This window comes from Bradyrhizobium manausense, from assembly GCF_018130615.1.
Lineage (GTDB): Bacteria > Pseudomonadota > Alphaproteobacteria > Rhizobiales > Xanthobacteraceae > Bradyrhizobium > Bradyrhizobium manausense_A.
Genome location: NZ_JAFCKB010000013.1, coordinates 66,680 through 85,380, shown reverse-complemented (window position 1 = coordinate 85,380; position 18,701 = coordinate 66,680). Strand labels below are relative to the sequence as shown.

At 65.1% G+C, this 18,701-nt stretch carries 14 protein-coding genes; 3 read left to right on the top strand and 11 right to left on the bottom strand.

The window, feature by feature from the left end; all coding sequences use genetic code 11:
• Positions 1-2: 2 nt before the first annotated feature.
• From fdhD to JQ587_RS23295, 3 genes are all read left to right on the top strand, one after another.
• The gene (gene fdhD, locus JQ587_RS23305; RefSeq protein WP_212300433.1) at positions 3-833 is read left to right on the top strand and encodes a formate dehydrogenase accessory sulfurtransferase FdhD; all 831 of its coding nucleotides are present in this window, start codon (positions 3-5) and stop codon (positions 831-833) included.
• The gene (locus tag JQ587_RS23300) at positions 820-1,056 is read left to right on the top strand and encodes a formate dehydrogenase subunit delta (RefSeq protein WP_212300432.1); all 237 of its coding nucleotides are present in this window, start codon (positions 820-822) and stop codon (positions 1,054-1,056) included. Before fdhD ends, JQ587_RS23300 begins: the two co-directional genes overlap by 14 nt.
• A 155-nt stretch (positions 1,057-1,211) precedes the next feature.
• Positions 1,212-3,815, top strand: coding sequence for a beta-glucosidase (locus JQ587_RS23295; protein WP_212426841.1), 2,604 nt, complete (start codon positions 1,212-1,214; stop codon positions 3,813-3,815).
• A gap of 67 nt (positions 3,816-3,882) precedes the next feature.
• On the opposite strand, the gene JQ587_RS23290 is transcribed toward JQ587_RS23295, so the two are convergent.
• The 11 genes from JQ587_RS23290 to JQ587_RS23240 form a co-directional block, all read right to left on the bottom strand.
• Positions 3,883-6,858, bottom strand: coding sequence for a bifunctional [glutamine synthetase] adenylyltransferase/[glutamine synthetase]-adenylyl-L-tyrosine phosphorylase (locus JQ587_RS23290; RefSeq protein ID WP_212426840.1), 2,976 nt, complete (start codon positions 6,856-6,858; stop codon positions 3,883-3,885).
• Entirely contained in the window at positions 6,855-8,315 is a 1,461-nt protein-coding gene (locus JQ587_RS23285) for a sensor histidine kinase (RefSeq protein ID WP_212426839.1), read from the bottom strand. Before JQ587_RS23285 ends, JQ587_RS23290 begins: the two co-directional genes overlap by 4 nt.
• Positions 8,299-8,979: a response regulator transcription factor gene (locus JQ587_RS23280; protein WP_212300428.1), complete on the bottom strand. Its 681-nt coding sequence runs from the start codon at positions 8,977-8,979 to the stop codon at positions 8,299-8,301. Before JQ587_RS23280 ends, JQ587_RS23285 begins: the two co-directional genes overlap by 17 nt.
• 284 nt (positions 8,980-9,263) lie before the next feature.
• Positions 9,264-10,844, bottom strand: a complete 1,581-nt coding sequence (locus JQ587_RS23275; RefSeq protein ID WP_212300427.1) for a Do family serine endopeptidase — start codon at positions 10,842-10,844, stop codon at positions 9,264-9,266.
• A gap of 222 nt (positions 10,845-11,066) precedes the next feature.
• Positions 11,067-12,410, bottom strand: a complete 1,344-nt coding sequence (locus JQ587_RS23270) for a methyl-accepting chemotaxis protein (RefSeq protein ID WP_212426838.1) — start codon at positions 12,408-12,410, stop codon at positions 11,067-11,069.
• Positions 12,411-12,555: 145 nt separating this feature from the next.
• Entirely contained in the window at positions 12,556-13,038 is a 483-nt protein-coding gene (locus JQ587_RS23265) for a cytochrome c-type biogenesis protein (protein ID WP_212426837.1), read from the bottom strand.
• A gap of 4 nt (positions 13,039-13,042) precedes the next feature.
• Positions 13,043-15,025: a heme lyase CcmF/NrfE family subunit gene (locus JQ587_RS23260; protein WP_212426836.1), complete on the bottom strand. Its 1,983-nt coding sequence runs from the start codon at positions 15,023-15,025 to the stop codon at positions 13,043-13,045.
• Positions 15,022-15,531 carry a cytochrome c maturation protein CcmE gene (gene ccmE / locus JQ587_RS23255; RefSeq protein WP_212300423.1) on the bottom strand — a complete coding sequence of 170 codons (510 nt, stop codon included), beginning with the start codon at positions 15,529-15,531 and terminating at the stop codon, positions 15,022-15,024. The genes JQ587_RS23260 and ccmE overlap by 4 nt, the downstream gene beginning before the upstream one ends.
• Before the next feature lie 37 nt (positions 15,532-15,568).
• Positions 15,569-16,681 (bottom strand): c-type cytochrome biogenesis protein CcmI, encoded by a 1,113-nt coding sequence (gene ccmI / locus JQ587_RS23250; RefSeq protein WP_212426835.1) that lies wholly within the window; start codon positions 16,679-16,681, stop codon positions 15,569-15,571.
• Positions 16,682-16,811: 130 nt separating this feature from the next.
• On the bottom strand, positions 16,812-17,081 hold the full coding sequence (locus tag JQ587_RS23245; RefSeq protein ID WP_212300421.1) for a hypothetical protein: 270 nt from the start codon (positions 17,079-17,081) through the stop codon (positions 16,812-16,814).
• A 100-nt stretch (positions 17,082-17,181) separates the two neighbouring features.
• Positions 17,182-18,585, bottom strand: a complete 1,404-nt coding sequence (locus JQ587_RS23240) for a hypothetical protein (RefSeq protein WP_212426834.1) — start codon at positions 18,583-18,585, stop codon at positions 17,182-17,184.
• Between the last annotated feature and the right edge of the window lie 116 nt (positions 18,586-18,701).

The following is an 18,701-nucleotide window of genomic DNA, read 5'->3' as shown; positions in this document are numbered from 1 at the left end:
GCATGCACGTGCCGGTCCAGGCGATCGACCGCGAAATCTGGCGCGACGGTGTCGCGTCGGAGGGCGCGCGGCTGATCCCCGAGGAGACACCGCTGGCGCTGACCTACAATGGCGGCACCTACGCCGTCATGATGGGGACGCCGCAGAACCTGGAAGATTTTGCGGTCGGCTTCAGCCTGGACGAAGGCATCATCACATCCGTCGACGACATCAAGTCGCTCGATGTGGTCCGCCTCGATGACGGCATCGAACTGCGCATATGGTTGGCGTCAGAGGATGCCGCGCGCATCAGCGAACGGCGGCGCCACATTGCAGGCCCCACCGGCTGCGGCATCTGCGGCGTCGATTCCATTGCCGAAGCCGTGCGGCCCGCTTCTATCGTGCCGCAGGGACAGGCCTTCACGCCGCAGCAGATCATGACGGCGATGCAGGCGATCGCTCCCCTTCAATCGATCAACATGCAGACCCGGGCGGTCCACGCCGCGGCCTTCTGGTCGCCATCGAGCGGCACTGCCGCCTTGCGCGAAGACGTCGGCCGTCATAATGCCCTCGACAAGCTCGCCGGCGCGCTGGCGCGCAGCCGCACGGACGCAAGCGCCGGCGTGGTGCTGCTGACGAGCCGCGTCTCGGTCGAGATGGTACAGAAGACGGCCGCCATCGGCGCGCCCGTGCTGGTCGCGGTCTCCGCACCCACTGCGCTTGCGGTCCGCACCGCCGCTGCGGCCGGCATCACGCTGATTGCAATTGCCCGCAGCGACGGGTTTGAAGTGTTCACGCACCAGGGCCGCATCACGGCTCTTCGTGCCCAGGAGATCATCGATGTCGTCGCCTGACCGCCTCGTTTACATGGCCAACCAGATCGGCACGTTCTTCCGCAGCCAGGGCCACGACAAGGCCGTGCCGGGGATCGCCGACCATATCAGGAAGTTCTGGGATCCGCGGATGAAGCGCGCGATCTTCGCGCATCTCGATGCGGGTGGCACCGGGCTCGAGCCGAACGTGCTCGAGGCTCTCACCTCGCTCAAGCTGACGACGTCCCTTCCAGAAGCGCGCTGAGCAGGCGTCGCAGCTCGTTCTGCGCCTCCGTCGCCCGCGCCTTCCGGTGAGGAGAGGTCCGGCGCGTCGCGGGCGCGCGCCCGCCGGGCAATCATGGCTATGGTCTTTCGGCTGAAAATCCTATCCTTTGGTGCCCGCCAGGAGGAGAGATTTTCATGTCAGGGAACACCCGCCTTCGCCCGATCGTTCTGCGCCTGACGGCTGCGACGTGGCTCGCGCTCGGGCTGAACTGGACCGGTGGCATGGCGCTTGCGGACGACCGGCCATGGCTCGATCGCAGCCGGACCGCGAGCGACCGCGCGCAACTGCTGGTCAGGCAGATGACCCTGGAGGAGAAATCCGGGCTGCTCTACGGCTATGGGACGCGCGAAATCGAGGGCCAAAAATGGCAGGTCTACGTCAAGGGGATCCCGCGCCTCGGAATCCCGGACATGGTCCAGGGCGATTCTCCCGCGGGCATTTGGCAAGGCAGCAACGACGTTACGCAACTGCCCGCTTCCGTCGCGCTGGCGGCCACGTTCTCGCGCGATGCTGCGCGATCCTATGGACGCATATTGGGGCGTGAGACCAGGGCACTGGGATACGGCGTCATCCACGGTCCCAACATCGATGTTCAGAGAGACCCGCGGCACGGCCGCGCCCATGAGACGTTCGGCGAGGATCCGTGGCTGACAAGCGCCATCGGTACGCAATACGTGCTGGGCGTCCAGGAAAATGCCGTGATGGCGGACGCCAAGCACTTCGCAGTCAATACCGTCGAGCAGGATCGCAGAACGACCGACGCGCGGCTGTCGCGCAAAGTTCTCGAGGAGCTTTACCTCTTCCCGTTTCAGGACGCGGTTCAGGAAGCCAACGTCGCGATGGTCATGTGCGCGTACACCAAAATCAATAGCGTGCCCGCCTGCAACAACGCGGACCTGCTTCAGGATGTGCTGCGCAAGCGGTTGGGATTTGACGGGATCGTCCGCACCGATGCCGGCGCCGAACATTCGTTGCGGTCACTGTCGCTCGGTGTCGATCAGGAATTCCGGTCCGAGAAGCATTACGGCAAGGATTTGATCGCTGCGGTCACCAAGGGGGATTTTCCGGAACGAGACGTCGATGCGGCCGTCGTGCGGATCATCGCATCGATGATCAGATATGGGATCTTCGACGACCCGCCGCAGCGCGTCGGAGCCGACCTCGCCGAAAGCGGGCGACAGGCGCAGGACATCGCGGCGCAGTCGATCGTCTTGCTGAAGAATGACAACGGCATCCTGCCGCTGGATCCGTCATTGCGCTCGATCGCAATTATCGGCGCGGCTGCCACCGATCTACGCATTCATGGCGGGCCGACGAATTCATCTCCCGCGGGAAAGACGAGCTTTCTTGATGCCATCAAGACGCGGATCGCCAATGCGCAGATCGTCTTCAAAGCCGGCGTCGATCCGATTTACGGCATTGCGGCCGCGAGAGGTTTCCCTCAACTGCCCTCAGCTGCGTTGCGGACGTTGGATGATGCGACGAGGGGAGCGCAAGCCACCTATTACGACCGCGACGGAAAGACGATCGAGTCCCGCATCGACAGCTGTCTGTGCGTGAGCCAGGGCAGCCAGTTTTCCGCCACGGTCACCACATCACAGGCAGCCCCGAAAGGGACGGCATCGGCAGTCTGGCGCGCGAAACTGGCGGCCGATGTGCCCGGCCGCCATCAATTCGATGCGGTGGCCGACGGGACCGTCACGCTTTCGATTGACGGGGTACGCGTCCTGTCCAAGGACAAGGAAGAGGCCGCCGCCGAGCGAGGCCTCGACCTGACCGCTGGGCCGCATGATATCGAGGTTCGCTATGCGGGCGCCGGCAATCTCAAAGTCGGCTGGCGTCCTCCCGCACAATCGATCGATGCCGACATCGCCGATGCTGCCCGTGCCGCGTCGGCAGCAGATGTTGCGATCGTCTTTGCCAGGGATCTGGAATCGGAGGAGCTTGACCGCCCAACTCTCAGCCTTCCGAATGACCAGGACCGTCTCATCGAAGCCGTGCTTCGCGCCAATCGGCGCACGATCGTGGTGCTGGCGACGGGAAGCGCCGTCACCATGCCCTGGCTGGAACGCGCGCCGGCGGTCGTGGAAGCCTGGTATGGCGGAACCAGAGGCGCTGCAGCCCTGGCCGCAGTCCTGTTCGGCGACGTCAATCCGAGCGGCCGGCTGCCGGTCACCTTTCCGGTCAGGGACGAGAACCTGCCGACAGCGGACAGGACGCAATTTCCCGGTGTCGATCGTGTGACGGTCTATCGCGAAGGTCTCGAAAGCGGATATCGCTATTTCAACGGCGCGAATGCCCCGCGACCACTGTTTCCCTTCGGCTATGGCCTGTCCTATTCGACGTTTGCTTTCAGCGACATCGTTGGCGACCGCGCCGATTTCAGGATTGGCGCTCCCGGGAAGGATGCGACCTTCAAGGGAAGCCCGGGCGTTTCCGTCAGCGTCAAGGTCACGAATACGAGCCGGGTCAAAGGCGCCGCCGTTCCCCAACTCTACGTCACCTATCCCGAGGCCTCGGCGGAGCCAACGGCCCTGCTTCGTGCCTTCGACAAAGTCGACCTCGCGCCCGGAGAAACCAAGGTCGTCACCTTCATCCTCGACCAGCGCGCGTTCTCGAACTTCAGCGAGCGGGCCAATGCCTGGATCGTCGACCCGGGAATTTACAAGATATCCATCGGCGCATCCTCCGCCGACCATCCCTTGAGCCTCAATGTCGAAGCGAAAAACGGCCCCTGAGACGCCGCAGCAGCGGACGCGTCGATTTGCTGTTGCATGGCGATAACCAGCACATGCAAGCTGTCGCCTACGAAATGCTCCCGGCTACGATCCCCTGAAATACTCTCCTCACCTCGGCCTGCGTCTCCTTCACCCGCGCCTCCAGCGACGAGAAATCCGGTGCGTCGCCGGCGCGCGCCATGACGCGCTGAAGGTCGGTGCCCGCCGTTTCCGGCTTGAAGCGTTCGCTGACGCAGAGCCGCAGGATTTGCGTCAGGTCGTGATAGAGCCGCGCCGCCGCGCGCAGAATCTCCGCCTGTGACGGCGGAAGCACGCCGAGTCTCGCGGCATTCTCCAGCACCTGCACCGTGCTGACGTCGAGAATCTCCGGCTTGTCATGGGCATGAACGAGCTGGAGATATTGTGCGATGAAATCGATGTCGACCATGCCGCCGGAGGCGTATTTCAGGTCCCAGTAATCGGTCTCGCCCTTCTCCTGCGCGATCGCACGGCGCATATCGGCGACGTCGTTGGCGATGATCGCCGTGTCGCGGCGGCGGGTCAGGACCTCGCGGATGACGCGTTGGATCCGCGCCGCGAATTCGGGCGATGCCGACACCACGCGCGCACGGGTCAACGCCATGTGCTCCCAGGTCCAGGCCTCAACGGCCTGGTAGTCCGCGAAGGAGACGAGGCTCGATGCCACCGGACCGGCGCGCCCCGACGGCCGCAGCCGCATGTCGATCTCGTAGAGCACGCCGTAATTGGTGCGGGTCGTGAAGGCACTGATCAGGCGCTGGGTGAAGCGGGCGAAGTAATGCGCACCCTGGAGCGATTTCTGACCGTCGGAGTCCGGATTGTCGCCGTCGAAATCGTAGAGCAGGATCAAATCGAGATCGGAGGACGCCGTCATCTCGCGGCTGCCGAGCCGGCCCATCGCGATGATCGCGGTCTCCTGGTCCTTTATCCGGCCGTGCTGGGCGACGAAGCGATCGGCGACGAGGCCGTGAACGGTGTGAACGATGCCTTCGGCGACGTCGGCAAAGGCCGTGCTCGCCTGCTGGGCGGAGACGGTGCCCGAGAGGATGCGCGTGCCGATCAGGAACAGGCTCTCCTGCCCGAACAGGCGCAGGCGGTCCAGAAACTCCTCGTAGGAGCCCGCGTCCTGCACCGTGACCGCAAGCCGCGCCGACAATTCCTGCCTGTCGGGCATGGCGCCGAAGAAGCGCGGATCGATCAAACCATCCATCAGCTGCGGCTGCCGCGCCAGCATCTCGCCAAGCCGAGGCGCCGCGCCAAGCACGAGCGCAACGAGCGCAACGAGATCGCGGTTCTGGCCGAGCAGCGTGATCAGCCGGCCGCCGCGCTGGAGCGCCCCAAGGAATTGGTCGAACGCCACGACCGCGCGATCCGGCTCCTCGGCGCGCGCGAGGCCGTCGATCAGGGCCGGCACGAACTCGACGAAGGCGTTCCGCGTCTGCTCGTTGCGGAACACGCGGTAGTCGCCCGTCAGCCAGTCGCGGACAGTCTGCGCCACGGCGGCGGGCTTCTTGAAGCCGAGCGTCGTCAGGTGCTGAAGCAGGCGCGGATCGTCGGGACCGGCGCGATAGTCGATCGCAGGCAGGCTTGCCGTGCCGGTCGGATCGTCGCCCTCGAACAGCTTTTCGTAATGGCCCTGGACGATCTCGAGCTGGCGCAGCAGGTCGCGCGCAAACGTCTCGCGGCTGTCATAGCCGAAGAACCAGGCGAAGCGTTCGACCGCCTCCTTGTCTTCCGGCAGCGCATGGGTCTGCTCGTCGGCGATCATCTGAAGACGGTGCTCGACCCGGCGCAGGAACTCATACGCCGTGGTCAGTTCGTCGCGCGCCGCAGACGTGATCCAGTTGCTGGAAGCGAGGATGTCGAGTGCGGCGAGCGTCGGCCGTACCCGCAATTCCGGATGGCGGCCGCCCGCGATCAGCTGCTGGGTCTGAGCGAAGAATTCGATTTCGCGGATGCCGCCCCGGCCGACCTTGACGTTGTGGCCCTCGACCGCGATCTCGCTCTGGCCGCGATAGGTCTGCATCTGCCGCTTCATGTCGTGCACGTCGGCGAGCGCGGCAAAATCGAGATGCTTGCGCCAGACGAAGGGCGCGATTTCGGCGAGCAACGCCTCGCCCGCTTTGGCATCGCCGGCGCAGGCGCGCGCTTTGATCATCGCGGCGCGCTCCCAGGTGCGCCCTTCCCGCTCATAATAGTTCAGCGCGGCATCTCGCGAGATCGCCACTTGCGTCGAGGACGGATCCGGACGCAGGCGCAGATCGACCCGGAAGACGTAGCCGTCATAGGTACGCTGCTGGAGGACACGCGCCAGGCCCTGCGTCACGCGGACGAAGAACGGCTGTGGCTCGATATCGGGCGCGAGTGTCGTCGCATCGGGATCGAAGAACACGATGAGATCGATGTCGCTGGAATAATTGAGCTCGCCCGCGCCCATCTTGCCCATCGCGAGCACAATCAGGCCGCAGCCTTCTTCAGGCGCCTCAGGATTGGGGGGCAGGATCTTCCCACGTGCGGCTTCCTGCCGCAGCTGGTACTGGAGCGCCGCCTGCACCGAGGACACTGCGACATCGGTCAGCGCCGCTGTCACCCGCATCACCGGCCAGACGCCGCCGATGTCGCACAACGCGGTCAGGAGCGCGGTCTCCGCCTTCATGCGCCGAAGCAGACGCATCACCTCGGCCTCATCGGTGGCCGCGAGAACCGCCTCCCTCGCCTCCGCGATCAGCGCCGTCAGATGCCGATCCGGATCGCATTCGAGCAGCCGGGCCAGGCGCGACGCATCGGCGCGCACGAGCTCGAACAAATAGGGCGAGAATTCCGCGATTCCGGCCAGGATTTCCCGCACACAGGGATGGATCAGCAGCGCCTCGAGACGCGCCGACTGTGCCGGCTCGAGCTCGGCCAGCCAGCTTTCAAAACGTCGTTCGTCGATGGCGGAAGCGGCAATATGGGGAGCCTCCGCGAAGCGCGTGGCCAGGCTCTCACCATGCTTGTCCGCGTTTCCCGGCGCGGAGTGGTTCATGCCACCTTCTGTGACACATCCGGTATTGGCGGAGCAACCCTGTCGCCTGCCCCGGCGCGCGCCGGCAGCACCAGCGTGGCGACAAGACCGGGCTGGGAATCGCCCAGCCGCAATTCGCCACCATGCAATGTCGCAACCGCCGAGGCGAGGCTGAGGCCGAGGCCTGAGCCCGGCAGCGTGCGGCTGGCTTCCAACCGTACGAATCGTTCGATGGCATGCTTGCGATCGGCCTCGGGAATGCCGGGACCGCGATCGGTGACGCTGAGCATCACCTGATCGCCCCCGCGCTTCGCCTCGATCGTGATCTGCCTGCTGTCCATGCTGACCACGGTTCCACCCGTCTGTGCGACCGGCTTGCCGTATTTGATCGCATTCTCGACCAGATTGGCGAGCGCCTGGCTGATCAATTCGCGATTGCCGTGAATGGGCGTCGCCTCGGTCTTGACCTTCAGGATCATGCCGTCATCTTCGGCGAGCGGCTCGTAGAGCTCGTGGATGCCGCCCGCGACCTCGGCGGCATCGAAATCATCCATGTTGCCGCGCGCCTGGCCGGACTCCGCGCGCGCGATCATCAGCAGCGCGTTGAAGGTGCGGATCAGCCCGTCGGATTCCTCGATGGTCCGCTCCAGCGCCGCGCGGTAATCGGCCTCGCAGCCCGATTTCGCCAGCGCCTCCTCGGCGCGGTTGCGCAGGCGCGTCAGCGGCGTCTTGAGGTCGTGTGCGATGTTGTCGGAGACCTCCTTCAGCCCCGACATCAGCGCCTCGATCCGCTCCAGCATGGCGTTGAGGTTCTCGGCGAGACGGTCGAGCTCATCGCCGCTGCGCCCGACCGGCAGCCGCTCGCTGAGATCGCCGATCATGATGCGATGCGCGGTGCCGGACATCGCATCGATGCGCCTTAGCACCCTGCGCGCGACGAAGACGCCACCGCCAAGTCCGAGCACAACGACGATGAGGATCGACCATTGCGCGGCCTTGGCGACGATGCCGAACAAGCGCCGCCGCTCGGCGAGGTCGCGGCCGATCAAAAGGCGGAAGCCATTTTCCAATACGGTGACGCGCACGAGCGCGCGATGGTCGCGGTCATCCGCATCCTCGATCCGCCGGTAAGCGGTCTCGGACCAGCCGATGGTCGCCATCACACCCGGCGCCAACGAGCCGACATTGCCGGCGATCGCCTGGCCGGTGGGCGAGGTCAGGAGGTAGAGATTGGCGCCCGGCCGCAACGACCGGTACTCGATTGCACGCGCGACGAAGAACAGACCGCGACGGCCGTAGATCTCGTTGAACTCCGAGGTCTCGGCATTCACCGTCTGCGTGATCTCTTCGGTGATCAGCCGGCGCGTGTTCCAGGCGAAATAGCCAAGCAGCGATGCTGCGAAAATCGCAAACAGCAGCAGGTAGACCAGCGTCAGCCGGAACGCCGTGGTGCGGACGAGTTTACCGAATGCCGTCACGGATCATGTACCCGGCGCCGCGGATCGTGTGCAGCAGCGGCCGCTCGAAACCCTTGTCGATCTTGGAGCGCAGCCGCGAAATGTGCACGTCGATCACGTTGGTCTGCGGATCGAAATGATAGTCCCAGACATTCTCGAGCAGCATGGTGCGGGTCACCACCTGTCCGGCATGCTTCATGAGATATTCGAGCAGGCGGAATTCGCGTGGCTGCAGCGTGAGCTCGTCCTTGCCGCGGGCCACGCGATGGGACAACCGGTCGAGCTCGAGATCGCCGACGCGATAGAGGGTGTCCTCGGCAGGTCCCCCGCGGCGGCGCGACAACACCTCGACCCGGGCCAGCAGCTCAGCGAAGGAATAAGGTTTGGGCAGATAGTCGTCGCCGCCGGCACGCAGACCCTTGATGCGGTCGTCGACCTGGCCGAGCGCGGAGAGAATCAGCACCGGCGTCGTGTCACCCTTGTCGCGCAGCGCGCCGATCAGCGACAGCCCGTCGCGCTTGGGCAGCATGCGATCGACCACCAGCACGTCGTATTCGCCGTTCTCGGCCATGGCGAGGCCCTCCTCGCCGTCACCGGCGTGGTCGGCAATGTGTCCGACCTCGCGAAACGCCTTCACGAGATAGTCGGCGGATTCGCGGTCGTCTTCGATGATGAGGAGGCGCATCGTGCGTTCAGCGGCGGTCAAGGAGGTCAACCTTCTCTAAACAATGGCGCGAGCGACAATCGCATGCAAGCCAAGCGAACGAGACCCGGGTAGGCAAAAAGGCGGGCGGTGAAGCTGGGGGGACCTCACCGCCCTAGGCCTTCCGACGGAGGGGGGCGTATTTCCACCGGAAGGTAGGCGTGGGGAGCGAGCGTTGCGCTGCTCCCCGGAAGAGTGCCGGCGGCGGGGGCGACTGATGCCGGCGACACCCTTCATCTTGTCAGCCGCCTGAGGCTGTAGCCTTGTCAGCCCTTGGCGATGGGCACGGCGACGAAGCGCGACTGGCCGCCGCTCTTCACGCGCATCAGGACGCTGTTCTTGTTGTCGGTCCGCGCCGTGTTGATGGCATCGCGAACGTCGCCGGCGGTGCTCACGCTCTTGCCGCCGACTTCGAGAATCACATCGCCTTCCTTGAAACCGCGCTCTGCCGCGGCGCTCTTCGGATCGACTTCGGTGACGACGACGCCGTCCTTGCCGGCGCCGGCCACGGAATTGGCGGGCGCAACGGTCATGCCGAGCTTCGGCACATCGGTGCCCTTGCTCGCGCCCTTGCCGCTGTCGTTATCGGTGTCGGCCTTGGCCTCGACCGTGTTTGGCAGCTGGCCCAGGGTAAGGTTCACGACCTTGTCCTGCCCCTTGTGCAGCACGTTGAGCTTCACGGTGGCGCCGGGGGCCATGCCGCCGATGGTGCGGGCGAGCTCGCGCGCGTCCTTGACGGAATCGCCGTTGACCGAGGTGATCACGTCGCCGGATTCGATGCCGGCTTTCGCAGCCGGACCGTTCGCCTGCGGCTCCGCCACCAGCGCACCTTCGGCCTTCTTCATGCCGAGGCTGTCAGCGATGTCGGAGGTGACAGGCTGGATCTGCACGCCGATCCAGCCGCGGCTGACCGAGCCCTTGTCCTTGAGCTGGGCGACCACGCTCTTCACGGTGTTGGCGGGAATCGAGAACGCGATGCCGACGCTGCCGCCGGAGGGCGAGTAGATCGCGGTGTTGACGCCCATCACCTCGCCGTTGGTGTCGAACGCCGGGCCGCCGGAATTGCCCTTGTTCACGGGCGCGTCGATCTGGATGAAATCGTCATAGGGGCCGTTGCCGATGTCGCGGCCGCTGGCCGACACGATGCCGGCCGTCACGGTGCCGCCGAGACCGAAGGGGTTGCCGACCGCGAGCACCCAGTCGCCGATCCGCGGCTTGCTGTCGGCGAGCTTGGCGAAGGGGAAGTTCGAGCTGCCCTCGACCTTGATCAGAGCGAGGTCGGTGCGCTGGTCGGTGCCGATCACCTTGGCGCTGTAGGTCTTGCCGTCGTCGGTGGTGACCTCGACCTTGTCGGCGCCGTCGACCACGTGGTTGTTGGTCACGGCAAAGCCGTCAGCCGAGATGAAGAAGCCGGAGCCCTGGCCCTGCACGACGCGGCCACGACCACCACCCTTCAGACCGGGAATGCCGTCCGGACCACCGAAGCGGCGGAAGAAGCGCTCCATCGGCGAGCCCGGCTGGAACGGCGAGGCGGAATCATCGCCGTCGTCGTTGCTCGCGGTCTTCTCCTTGATGTTGACCTTCACCGAGATCACCGAGGGCTTCACCCGCTCGACGATGTCGGCAAAACCGATCGGACGCTCGACCTTCTTGACCTCATTGTTGACCTGCGCGTGCGCCGGGCTGGAGAACAGGTCAGCAGGCGACGTCGACGGGCTGAAGCCGTGAACCGCAATGCCGAGACCGGCGGCGACCGAGGCCATCAGCACGATTCTGCGGGCGGAAAACAGGGAACGGCGGGGCTGGCGGTAGGACGGCAGGTTCGTGAGATCGGGACGATCGGTCATGCAGAGGTCTCCAGGGCCTTGAAATCCATTTGGCGCCCGATAGCGGCACCTTACGGACCTCAAGATGGGGGCTTCCGCCTTACCGCGCGCTGGCTGCGGGGTTAAACTTTTGTAATGAAGGAGGATCTGCGATGCGGCAGTTTATCGCAGGCCAAAAGACGCGGTCTTACAGGAACTTAAGAGGGTTCCGGCGACCGGCTTCAAAGTGCACTTTCGAAGCTCTCAGCTTGCCCTGACGCTGACGATGAATTCGTCGACTTCGCGCTTCAGGGTCTCGGCCTGCTGCGACAGGTCGACGGCGGAATCCCGGGCTTCAGCCGCCATACGGCCGGTCTCGGCCGAGGTCGAGGTGATCTGGACGATGTGGTTGGAAACGTCGAGCGTGCCGCGCGCGGCGTCCTGGACGCTCCGGCTGATGTCCTGCGTCGCGTTACGCTGCTGGGCGGTGTCGACCTCGATGCCCGACATGATCGACGAGATCTCCGACAGCGTCTTCGAGATGGCATCGATTGCTCCACGCGTCTCCGCGGTGATGCCCTGAATGCTGGCGACGTGCGAGGTGATTTCTTCCGTCGCTTTGCTGGTCTGATGCGCAAGGCTCTTCACCTCGGAGGCGACCACCGCAAAACCCTTGCCTGCCTCTCCAGCCCGCGCCGCTTCGATGGTGGCGTTGAGCGCCAGAAGGTTGGTCTGCGATGCGATGGCCTGCACGAGCTGCACGACCTCGCCGATCTTGTCAGCGGCATCCGACAACGTGTGGATGGTGTCGCGGCTCTTCTCGGCTTGCGTCGCCGCACCCTCGGCACGCTGGGTCGCGTCCGTGACGCGGCGGCTGATCGTGCCGATCGAATTCGTCATCTCCTCAGCCGAGCCGGCGACCGTCTGCACGCTGGCGCTGGCCTGGCTCGCGGCGCTAGCCACGGCATTGGCCTTGGTGCTGGTATCGTTGGCGGTTTGCGACAGCGTCTCGGCGTTGCGCTTCAGATGCACGGCCGACGACGCCACGCTGTCGACGACGCTGGCGACAAGCTCGTTGAACCCCCTGATCCGGGCATCGAGATATTTGGACCGCTCGGCCTGGTGCTGCGCTTCGTGCAGCTGCCGCTCGGTCAGACGGCGGCGCTCGATCCCGCTGGTCTTGAATACTTCCAGCGCGCCAGCGAGCAGACCGATCTCGTTGGTACCGCCGAGGCCCGGGACCGGTGTCTCGAACTTCTGGTCTGCGACCTCGCGCATGGCATGCACAATCGCTGCCAGGGGATGAAGGATGCCGTTGCGCACGGCGAACCAAGTGGTGAGACAGATTGCGACGGCGACGATCGCGATCACGCCGCAGGCGACCAGGAAATAGGAGAACGCGGCCTGGGCCTGCTGGTAGATCTGCATCGCGTGGTCGCGCGCGGGACCGCTCAGCGCGGCGAAGTCGGACGAAAGGCTGGTGATCTCGTTGTTGAGATAGAGCACGGCAACGAAGCCGGTGCCGCCCCCGATACCCAGCAGGAACAATAATGCAGCGACGACGGCGCCGACCAGAAAGCGGATCGTCAGATTGCTGTTCGTGAACATGAAAGGCTCAGAGGCTGGAATCAAATCTTGCGACAAGCTTCCAGACAAAGGTCAACATAGCATGAAATGGACGGCCGCGGCCGGCAGCTTACGTATCATTACGGAGGCTGGAATGACTTGAAGCGGCCAGGAAGACTTGAAGTGGTCAGGAAGATTTGGCGTCATCCGACATCAACGCGGCGAGCCGGGCCTCTTCGTCCGGCGTCAGCGGCGACACCGGTACATCTACACCACTTCGGGAGCGCCGACGATTTTGCCGCCAGAGCGCAAAGCCGCCACCGGCCAGCAATAGCGGCGCGAGCAGCCACAACAGCAAGGTCTGCCGCTCGAAGCGCGGCTTCAAAAGCACGAACTCGCCATACCGCGCGACCAGGAAGTCGAGCACCTGCGAATTGCTGTCGCCGGCGGCGATACGCTCGCGCACCAGAAGCCGCAGATCACGCGCGAGCGGCGCGTCGGAATCATCGATCGACTGGTTCTGACAAACCATGCAGCGCAGCTCACGCGACAATTCGCGCGCGCGCGCTTCCTTCGCCTGATCAGACATGATCTCGTCGGGCTGCACCGCGTGCACCGCAGGCACAGCCAGCAGCATCAGCGCGACGATCGCGGCCATCATCCGGCGCATCGGATCACTCCGCCGGCTGCAGGCGCTGCTTGGCCCGCGCCGGCTTCGGCGCTCCGACCCGCAGGCGCCGGTCGGACAGCGACAGCACGCCGCCGAACGCCATCAGCACCGGACCCCACCAGATCATCAGCACCATCGGCTTGTGATAGATGCGCACGGCAATCGCGCCCTCGGCGGTGACGTCGCCAAGCGAGATGTAGAGCTGGCTGGCACCGCGGGTCAGCAGCGCGGCCTCGGTGGTCGAAGAGCCGCGCGTCGTGAAGCTGCGCTTCGACGGCGTCATGACGCTGAGCGCGTCGCCGCCCCGGCTGACGTTGAACTGGGCAATCATCTCGCGGTAGTTCGGCCCCTGGCGCTCGAGCAGACCGTCGAGCTTCAAGTCATACCCGGCGACCTGTGCGACGTCGTTCGGCTTCATCGTCGCGATATATTCGCTGTTCCAGGTGGTCTCGCAGACGATCCCGATCAGCGCGACCCCGAGGCCGGCATGGGCAAACGCCGTCCCCCAGGCCGAACGCGGCAGGCCCCGGGCGCGGTGCAGCGTGGTCGCGAACGGAAGACGAAGCAGGCCGGTTCGTTCGGCGATATCGGTCACGGCGCCGGCAATGACGAAGACGCCAAGCCCGATGGCCAACGGCGCCAGCGCGCTGCCGCCACGCGTCCAGGCCCAGACGATGGCGATCACGACGAGGCCTGCGACACCGGCCGCAAGCAGGCGCTGCGTGACACCGAGCAGGTCGCCGCGTTTCCACGCCAGCATGGGCCCGAACGGCACCGCAAGCAGCAGCAGCGCGAACAGCGGGACAAAGGTGAGATTGTAGAAGGGAGCGCCGACCGACATCTTGAAGTCGGCGAGCACTTCCATCGCGAGCGGATAGAGCGTTCCGAACAGCACGACCGCACAGGCGACGGTCAGCAGCAGATTGTTCAGAACCAGCGCGCCCTCGCGCGAGATCGGCGCGAACAGTCCGCCCTGCTTCAACGCGGTCGCACGCCCCGCGAACAGCGAGAGGCTGCCGCCGATGAACAGGCAGAGGATCAGGAGGATGAACACGCCACGGGTTGGATCATTGGCGAAAGCGTGCACCGAAGTGATGACGCCCGAACGCACCAGGAAGGTGCCGAGCAGCGACAGCGAGAAGGTCAGGATCGAGAGAAGGATGGTCCAGACCTTCAGTGCGTTGCGTTTCTCCATCACCAGCGCCGAGTGCAACAGCGCGGTGCCAGCGAGCCACGGCATCAGCGAAGCGTTCTCCACCGGGTCCCAAAACCACCAGCCGCCCCAGCCGAGCTCGTAATAGGCCCAGTAGGATCCCATCGCGATGCCGAGCGTCAGGAATATCCAGGCGACCAGCGTCCAGGGCCGCACCCAGCGCGCCCAGGCCGCGTCGATCCGCCCCTCGATCAGCGCCGCGATCGCGAAGGAGAACGAGATCGAGAAGCCGACATAGCCGAGATAGAGCATCGGCGGGTGCACGGCGAGGCCGATGTCCTGAAGCACGGGATTGAGATCACGCCCCTCGATCGGCGGATTGACGATGCGCAGGAACGGGTTCGAGGTGATCAGGATGAAGAGATAGAAGGCGCTCGCAATCCAGGCCTGCACGCTCAGCACATGAGCACGCAGCGACAGCGGCAGATTGTTGCCGAAGGCCGCAACCAGCCCACCGAACAGCGCCAGGATCGACACCCACAGCAGCATCGATCCTTCATGGTTTCCCCACACGCCGGTGATCTTGTAGATCAGCGGCTTCATGGAGTGCGAATTCTCGTAGACATTGGCGACGGAGAAATCCGAGTTTACGTGCAACGTCACGAGCGCAATGAACGATGCGCCGACGAACAAGAGCTGCGCCAGCGCGGTGGAGCGCGCCACGTTCATCAACGCGGGATCGCGCAAGCGTGCGCCGATCATCGGCACGAAGGACTGGATCAGCGCCAGCGCGAGCGCCAGCACCAGCGCATAATGTCCGGCTTCTGCGATCACCGCACCGCTCCCTGCGAATTACCCTGCGCCGTCGTTGCGGCCGGCTTGGCGCCACCGGAAGCTTGGGCGCCGTAGTCATCCTTCCAGTGCCCCTGCTTCTTCAGGGCATCGGCAACGTCCTTGGGCATGTAGGTCTCGTCGTGCTTGGCAAGCACCGTGTCGGCCTTGAACACGCCATTGGCATCGAGTGCACCCTCGGCGACGACGCCCTGCCCTTCACGGAACAGATCCGGCAGAATGCCCTTGTAGGCGACGGGAAGCTTGGCGCTGCCGTCGGCAACCTCGAACGTCACCGCGAGATTATCGCCGCGCTGGAGCGAGCCCGGCTGAACCAGGCCGCCGAGGCGAAAGCGCTTGCCCGGCTGAACGTGCTTCTCGGCCACCATGGTCGGGGTCGAGAAGAACACGATGGAGTCGCGCAAGGCATTGAGCACCAGCGCGGCCGCGAGCGCGAGCACGGCGAGCGAGCCGCCGATGATGGTCATACGTCGCTGCTTGCGCGTCATGGCGTGTCCGTTCTCCGCTCGTCTCGTGCTGCGACTGTCATCCGTCGAGCCCGAGAGTCTTGAGGCCTTGGTTGAGCTGGCGTAGCCGCTCGGAATCGTTGGCGACCGCCTGGCGGGCATCGGTCGAGGCGCCACGGGCCTTGTCGCGGTCGCCCATCACCAGATAGGCGCGCACCAGACGCAGCCACCCGTCGACGTCGTCGCCGTTCTGCTTGAGGCGCGTGGCGAGGCGCTCCACCATGCTGCGGATCATCGCGTTGCGATCGCCGTCGTTCATATCCTTGGAGGCCGCGATCGTCTCGTCCGACAACGCCGGCATCGAGCTGCCGCCGCCGACCCGCGCGAGTGAGGACTGCACCAGCGGCCGCCACGGAGCATCCGAGGGCGCTTTCGCAAGCAGCGCGCGCCAGATGTTGGCCGCGTCATCCTTGCGGCCGTCCTGCTCGGCGACGAGCCCGAGGAAGTAGTTCGCCTTGGGATCGTCGGCATTCAGGGCGTGGGCACGCTCGAACTCGGTCTTGGCTTCCGCCGTCACCACGCCGCCGGCCGCAGCCGCGATCGCTTCGCCGAGATCGGAGCGGCGCTCCGCGCTCTCGCCATTATAGGTGATCGAATTGCGGTAGGCGCGCACGGCCTCGTCGAAGCGGCCGAGCCGCTCCAGCACCGGAGCAAGCACGTTCCAGCCGCGGCCGTCGGTCGGATTTTTCTCCAGATGCTGCTGGACTTGCGCGACGAGGTTCTCGAGCGACTGCGCCATGCCGGACCCGGACCCGCGCTCCCGCTGCGCCAGCGGAAAGTCGCGAAGCGCGGGCGAACCGAGCGGAACATAGATCGCAGCCGCGACCAGAGGCAGGCCGACCAGCGCCAGCACCGCCGCCGCACGGCGCCATTTGAGACTGGGCGCCGGCATGAGCGCGGCTTCGCTGCCGGCTGCGGCGAGCAGCCTGCGGCTGATCTCGACGCGCGCCGCCTCGGCTTCAGGTCGCGCGACCAGTCCGGCAGCGAGATCACGCTCGATCTCGGCCAATTGGTCCTTGTAGACCACGACCTCGCTGCCTTGATTTTGATCGCGCCCGTTACGGCCGAGCGGCCAGAGCACGGCGAATATCGCCGCGACCGTCATCAGCGCGAACACGAACCATAGCGTCATCTGGCAAGCTTCCGGCAGCGCGTGAACCGCGCCCATAGGTGGCTTTACACCACGGCCGGACGATGCGGCAATTGACAATTGTCAATTCGGCGCGAGCGCACACCGTCCGAAATGGTGAAGAACCAACGGCTTAGCCGATCTCGAAGTCCACGCTTTGAGCGGCGTCCTCGCCGTGCCCGTTGAGAGCCCTCAAGAAGTAGGTTCCCGGCTCGATGACGTCAGGCAATCTGATGCGCAACGCCCCGACGGGGACACGCGATGCAACCCTGGTGACGGTCTCAGGCAGCTGTCGACCGCTTGCCTTCTCAACCAGCACCACCTTCGCACCGACCATCAGCCTTTGATATTTGGCAACAATGATGCGGTTTTCAATTTCAATGGAGCTGATAACGGGTTTCATGCGCCCACAGATAGAAATTCCAAAAGCTTGCGCGGGGACCGTAAGGCCCACAACCGGCACGGTCAACTATAAATTGTGATAACGAAAAGATGCGCCTGAATCAGCTCGCACGCGTCGATTTGCGCTCGCCAGTCGCCGCGTTCTCCGCAGCCCGGCTCATCAGCGAGGCGTAATCGTCGCCGAACAGCACCTGGCAGAAGCGGATCGCGGCCTGCACCTGCTGCTGCCGGTAGGTGCGGACCTTGTGATCGGCGGCGCGCAGCGACTGCACCAGCTGCTCGGTCGACCGTTCGACATATTGCTGGAGGTCGGAATAGGTGCGCAGCGTCACCTCGTTGATCGCGAGCTCGCTGGCGTAGTTGCGGCAGGTCGCGACGAAGTCGATCAGGGCGACGGTTTCCTCGACCTCGGTGCTGTCGATCCGCGCTCCGGGCGGAATATCCTTCTCGGGACGCTGGCGCAGGATGCGGCGGACGCGGCCGGGAACGCTGTCGATCTCCGATTGCAGCGCGTTGGAGATGTCGGCCCGGATCGAGGTCAGCTGCTTGCCCCAGGCGGAATCGTTGCGCAGATCAAGTTCCGTGCGCAGGCCGCGCACGCCATCATGGAGTGCCTTGAGATTGTCGGCAACGGTGTCGAAATGGCCGCGCTTGATGTCCATGCGCAAATTGGCGGCGACACGGGACAGATCGTGCAGGGCGATCGTGACGGCAACGCCATAAGGCGTTGCCGCGACGCGGATCTCATCATCGGACGCGGCGATCTTGATCGCGAGGCGAATGATCTGCCACGGCGCGGTCATGCGCTGGATCACCACCGACAACGCAAAGGGCAGCATCTGCGGGGTCTGGAGCACGGGAATATTGAGCGCAGCGGTCACCGAGGCGATCTGGGGATCGCCGAACGCGCGCAGGAAACGCGGCAGCTTTTCATTGAGCGTGCCGAGGGCCTCGCGAACGGCGAGCACCGCGCCGATCGAATAGAGGTCCTCGATCACATTGGGCGGGCCAACCCGGGCCAGCGCGCGCGACTTGTCACCGCCACCCGGCCCCGTCAGCGCGAAGATGGCGTCCGCCGCCACGGCCTGGAGCTTGAGCGCCAGCGCCTCGACCTGCCCCGCGCTGTCGGAAGCCGGCATGCGCGCCAGCGCGGCCTCGAATTCAGCGACCTTGTCCGGGGCACCATCGCGGCCGAGCCATTGCCAGATCGGATTAAGCGAGGAGCGGCGGATCTGGCCGACCCGGATTGGGGCGCCGGCCTCGACCAGGAACGGTTCCAGCACCTGGAACAGCAACCGCGACAGATCGTCGGTTCGCGGCGGCGGGGCGTCCTCGGACTCGGTCTTGCGGACGATCTTGCGCAGCTGCTCAAGCACGAGGGTCGCCACGGCCGTGTCCTGGCCGCGCTTGAGCGCGCGCTCGAACTCCCGCATCAGCAGCGCCTGCGCCTGCGGCGGGAGCTGCGCGAGATATTCCCTCAGCCGCTCGATCGATGTCTGGCTCATGCGCCCGGGTAATGCACGGTAAAATGGCGGACGTGGGATGCGTCCTCCCCGATCATAGGTGGGTGCGCCTTAAGAAGCCGTTGAGGAAGTCCCTCCGAAAACCTCCGGTTTCGTCC

Bases quoted from the DNA above. Each gene is read 5' to 3' on its own strand.
- fdhD (WP_212300433.1), top strand. From the start codon at position 3: ATGCACGTGCCGGTCCAGGCGATCGACCGCGAAATCTGGCGCGACGGT.
- JQ587_RS23300 (WP_212300432.1), top strand. From the start codon at position 820: ATGTCGTCGCCTGACCGCCTCGTTTACATGGCCAACCAGATCGGCACG.
- JQ587_RS23295 (WP_212426841.1), top strand. From the start codon at position 1,212: ATGTCAGGGAACACCCGCCTTCGCCCGATCGTTCTGCGCCTGACGGCT.
- JQ587_RS23290 (WP_212426840.1), bottom strand. From the start codon at position 6,858: ATGAACCACTCCGCGCCGGGAAACGCGGACAAGCATGGTGAGAGCCTG.
- JQ587_RS23280 (WP_212300428.1), bottom strand. From the start codon at position 8,979: ATGCGCCTCCTCATCATCGAAGACGACCGCGAATCCGCCGACTATCTC.
- JQ587_RS23275 (WP_212300427.1), bottom strand. From the start codon at position 10,844: ATGACCGATCGTCCCGATCTCACGAACCTGCCGTCCTACCGCCAGCCC.
- JQ587_RS23270 (WP_212426838.1), bottom strand. From the start codon at position 12,410: ATGTTCACGAACAGCAATCTGACGATCCGCTTTCTGGTCGGCGCCGTC.
- JQ587_RS23265 (WP_212426837.1), bottom strand. From the start codon at position 13,038: ATGCGCCGGATGATGGCCGCGATCGTCGCGCTGATGCTGCTGGCTGTG.
- ccmE (WP_212300423.1), bottom strand. From the start codon at position 15,531: ATGACGCGCAAGCAGCGACGTATGACCATCATCGGCGGCTCGCTCGCC.
- ccmI (WP_212426835.1), bottom strand. From the start codon at position 16,681: ATGACGCTATGGTTCGTGTTCGCGCTGATGACGGTCGCGGCGATATTC.
- JQ587_RS23245 (WP_212300421.1), bottom strand. From the start codon at position 17,081: ATGAAACCCGTTATCAGCTCCATTGAAATTGAAAACCGCATCATTGTT.
- JQ587_RS23240 (WP_212426834.1), bottom strand. From the start codon at position 18,585: ATGAGCCAGACATCGATCGAGCGGCTGAGGGAATATCTCGCGCAGCTC.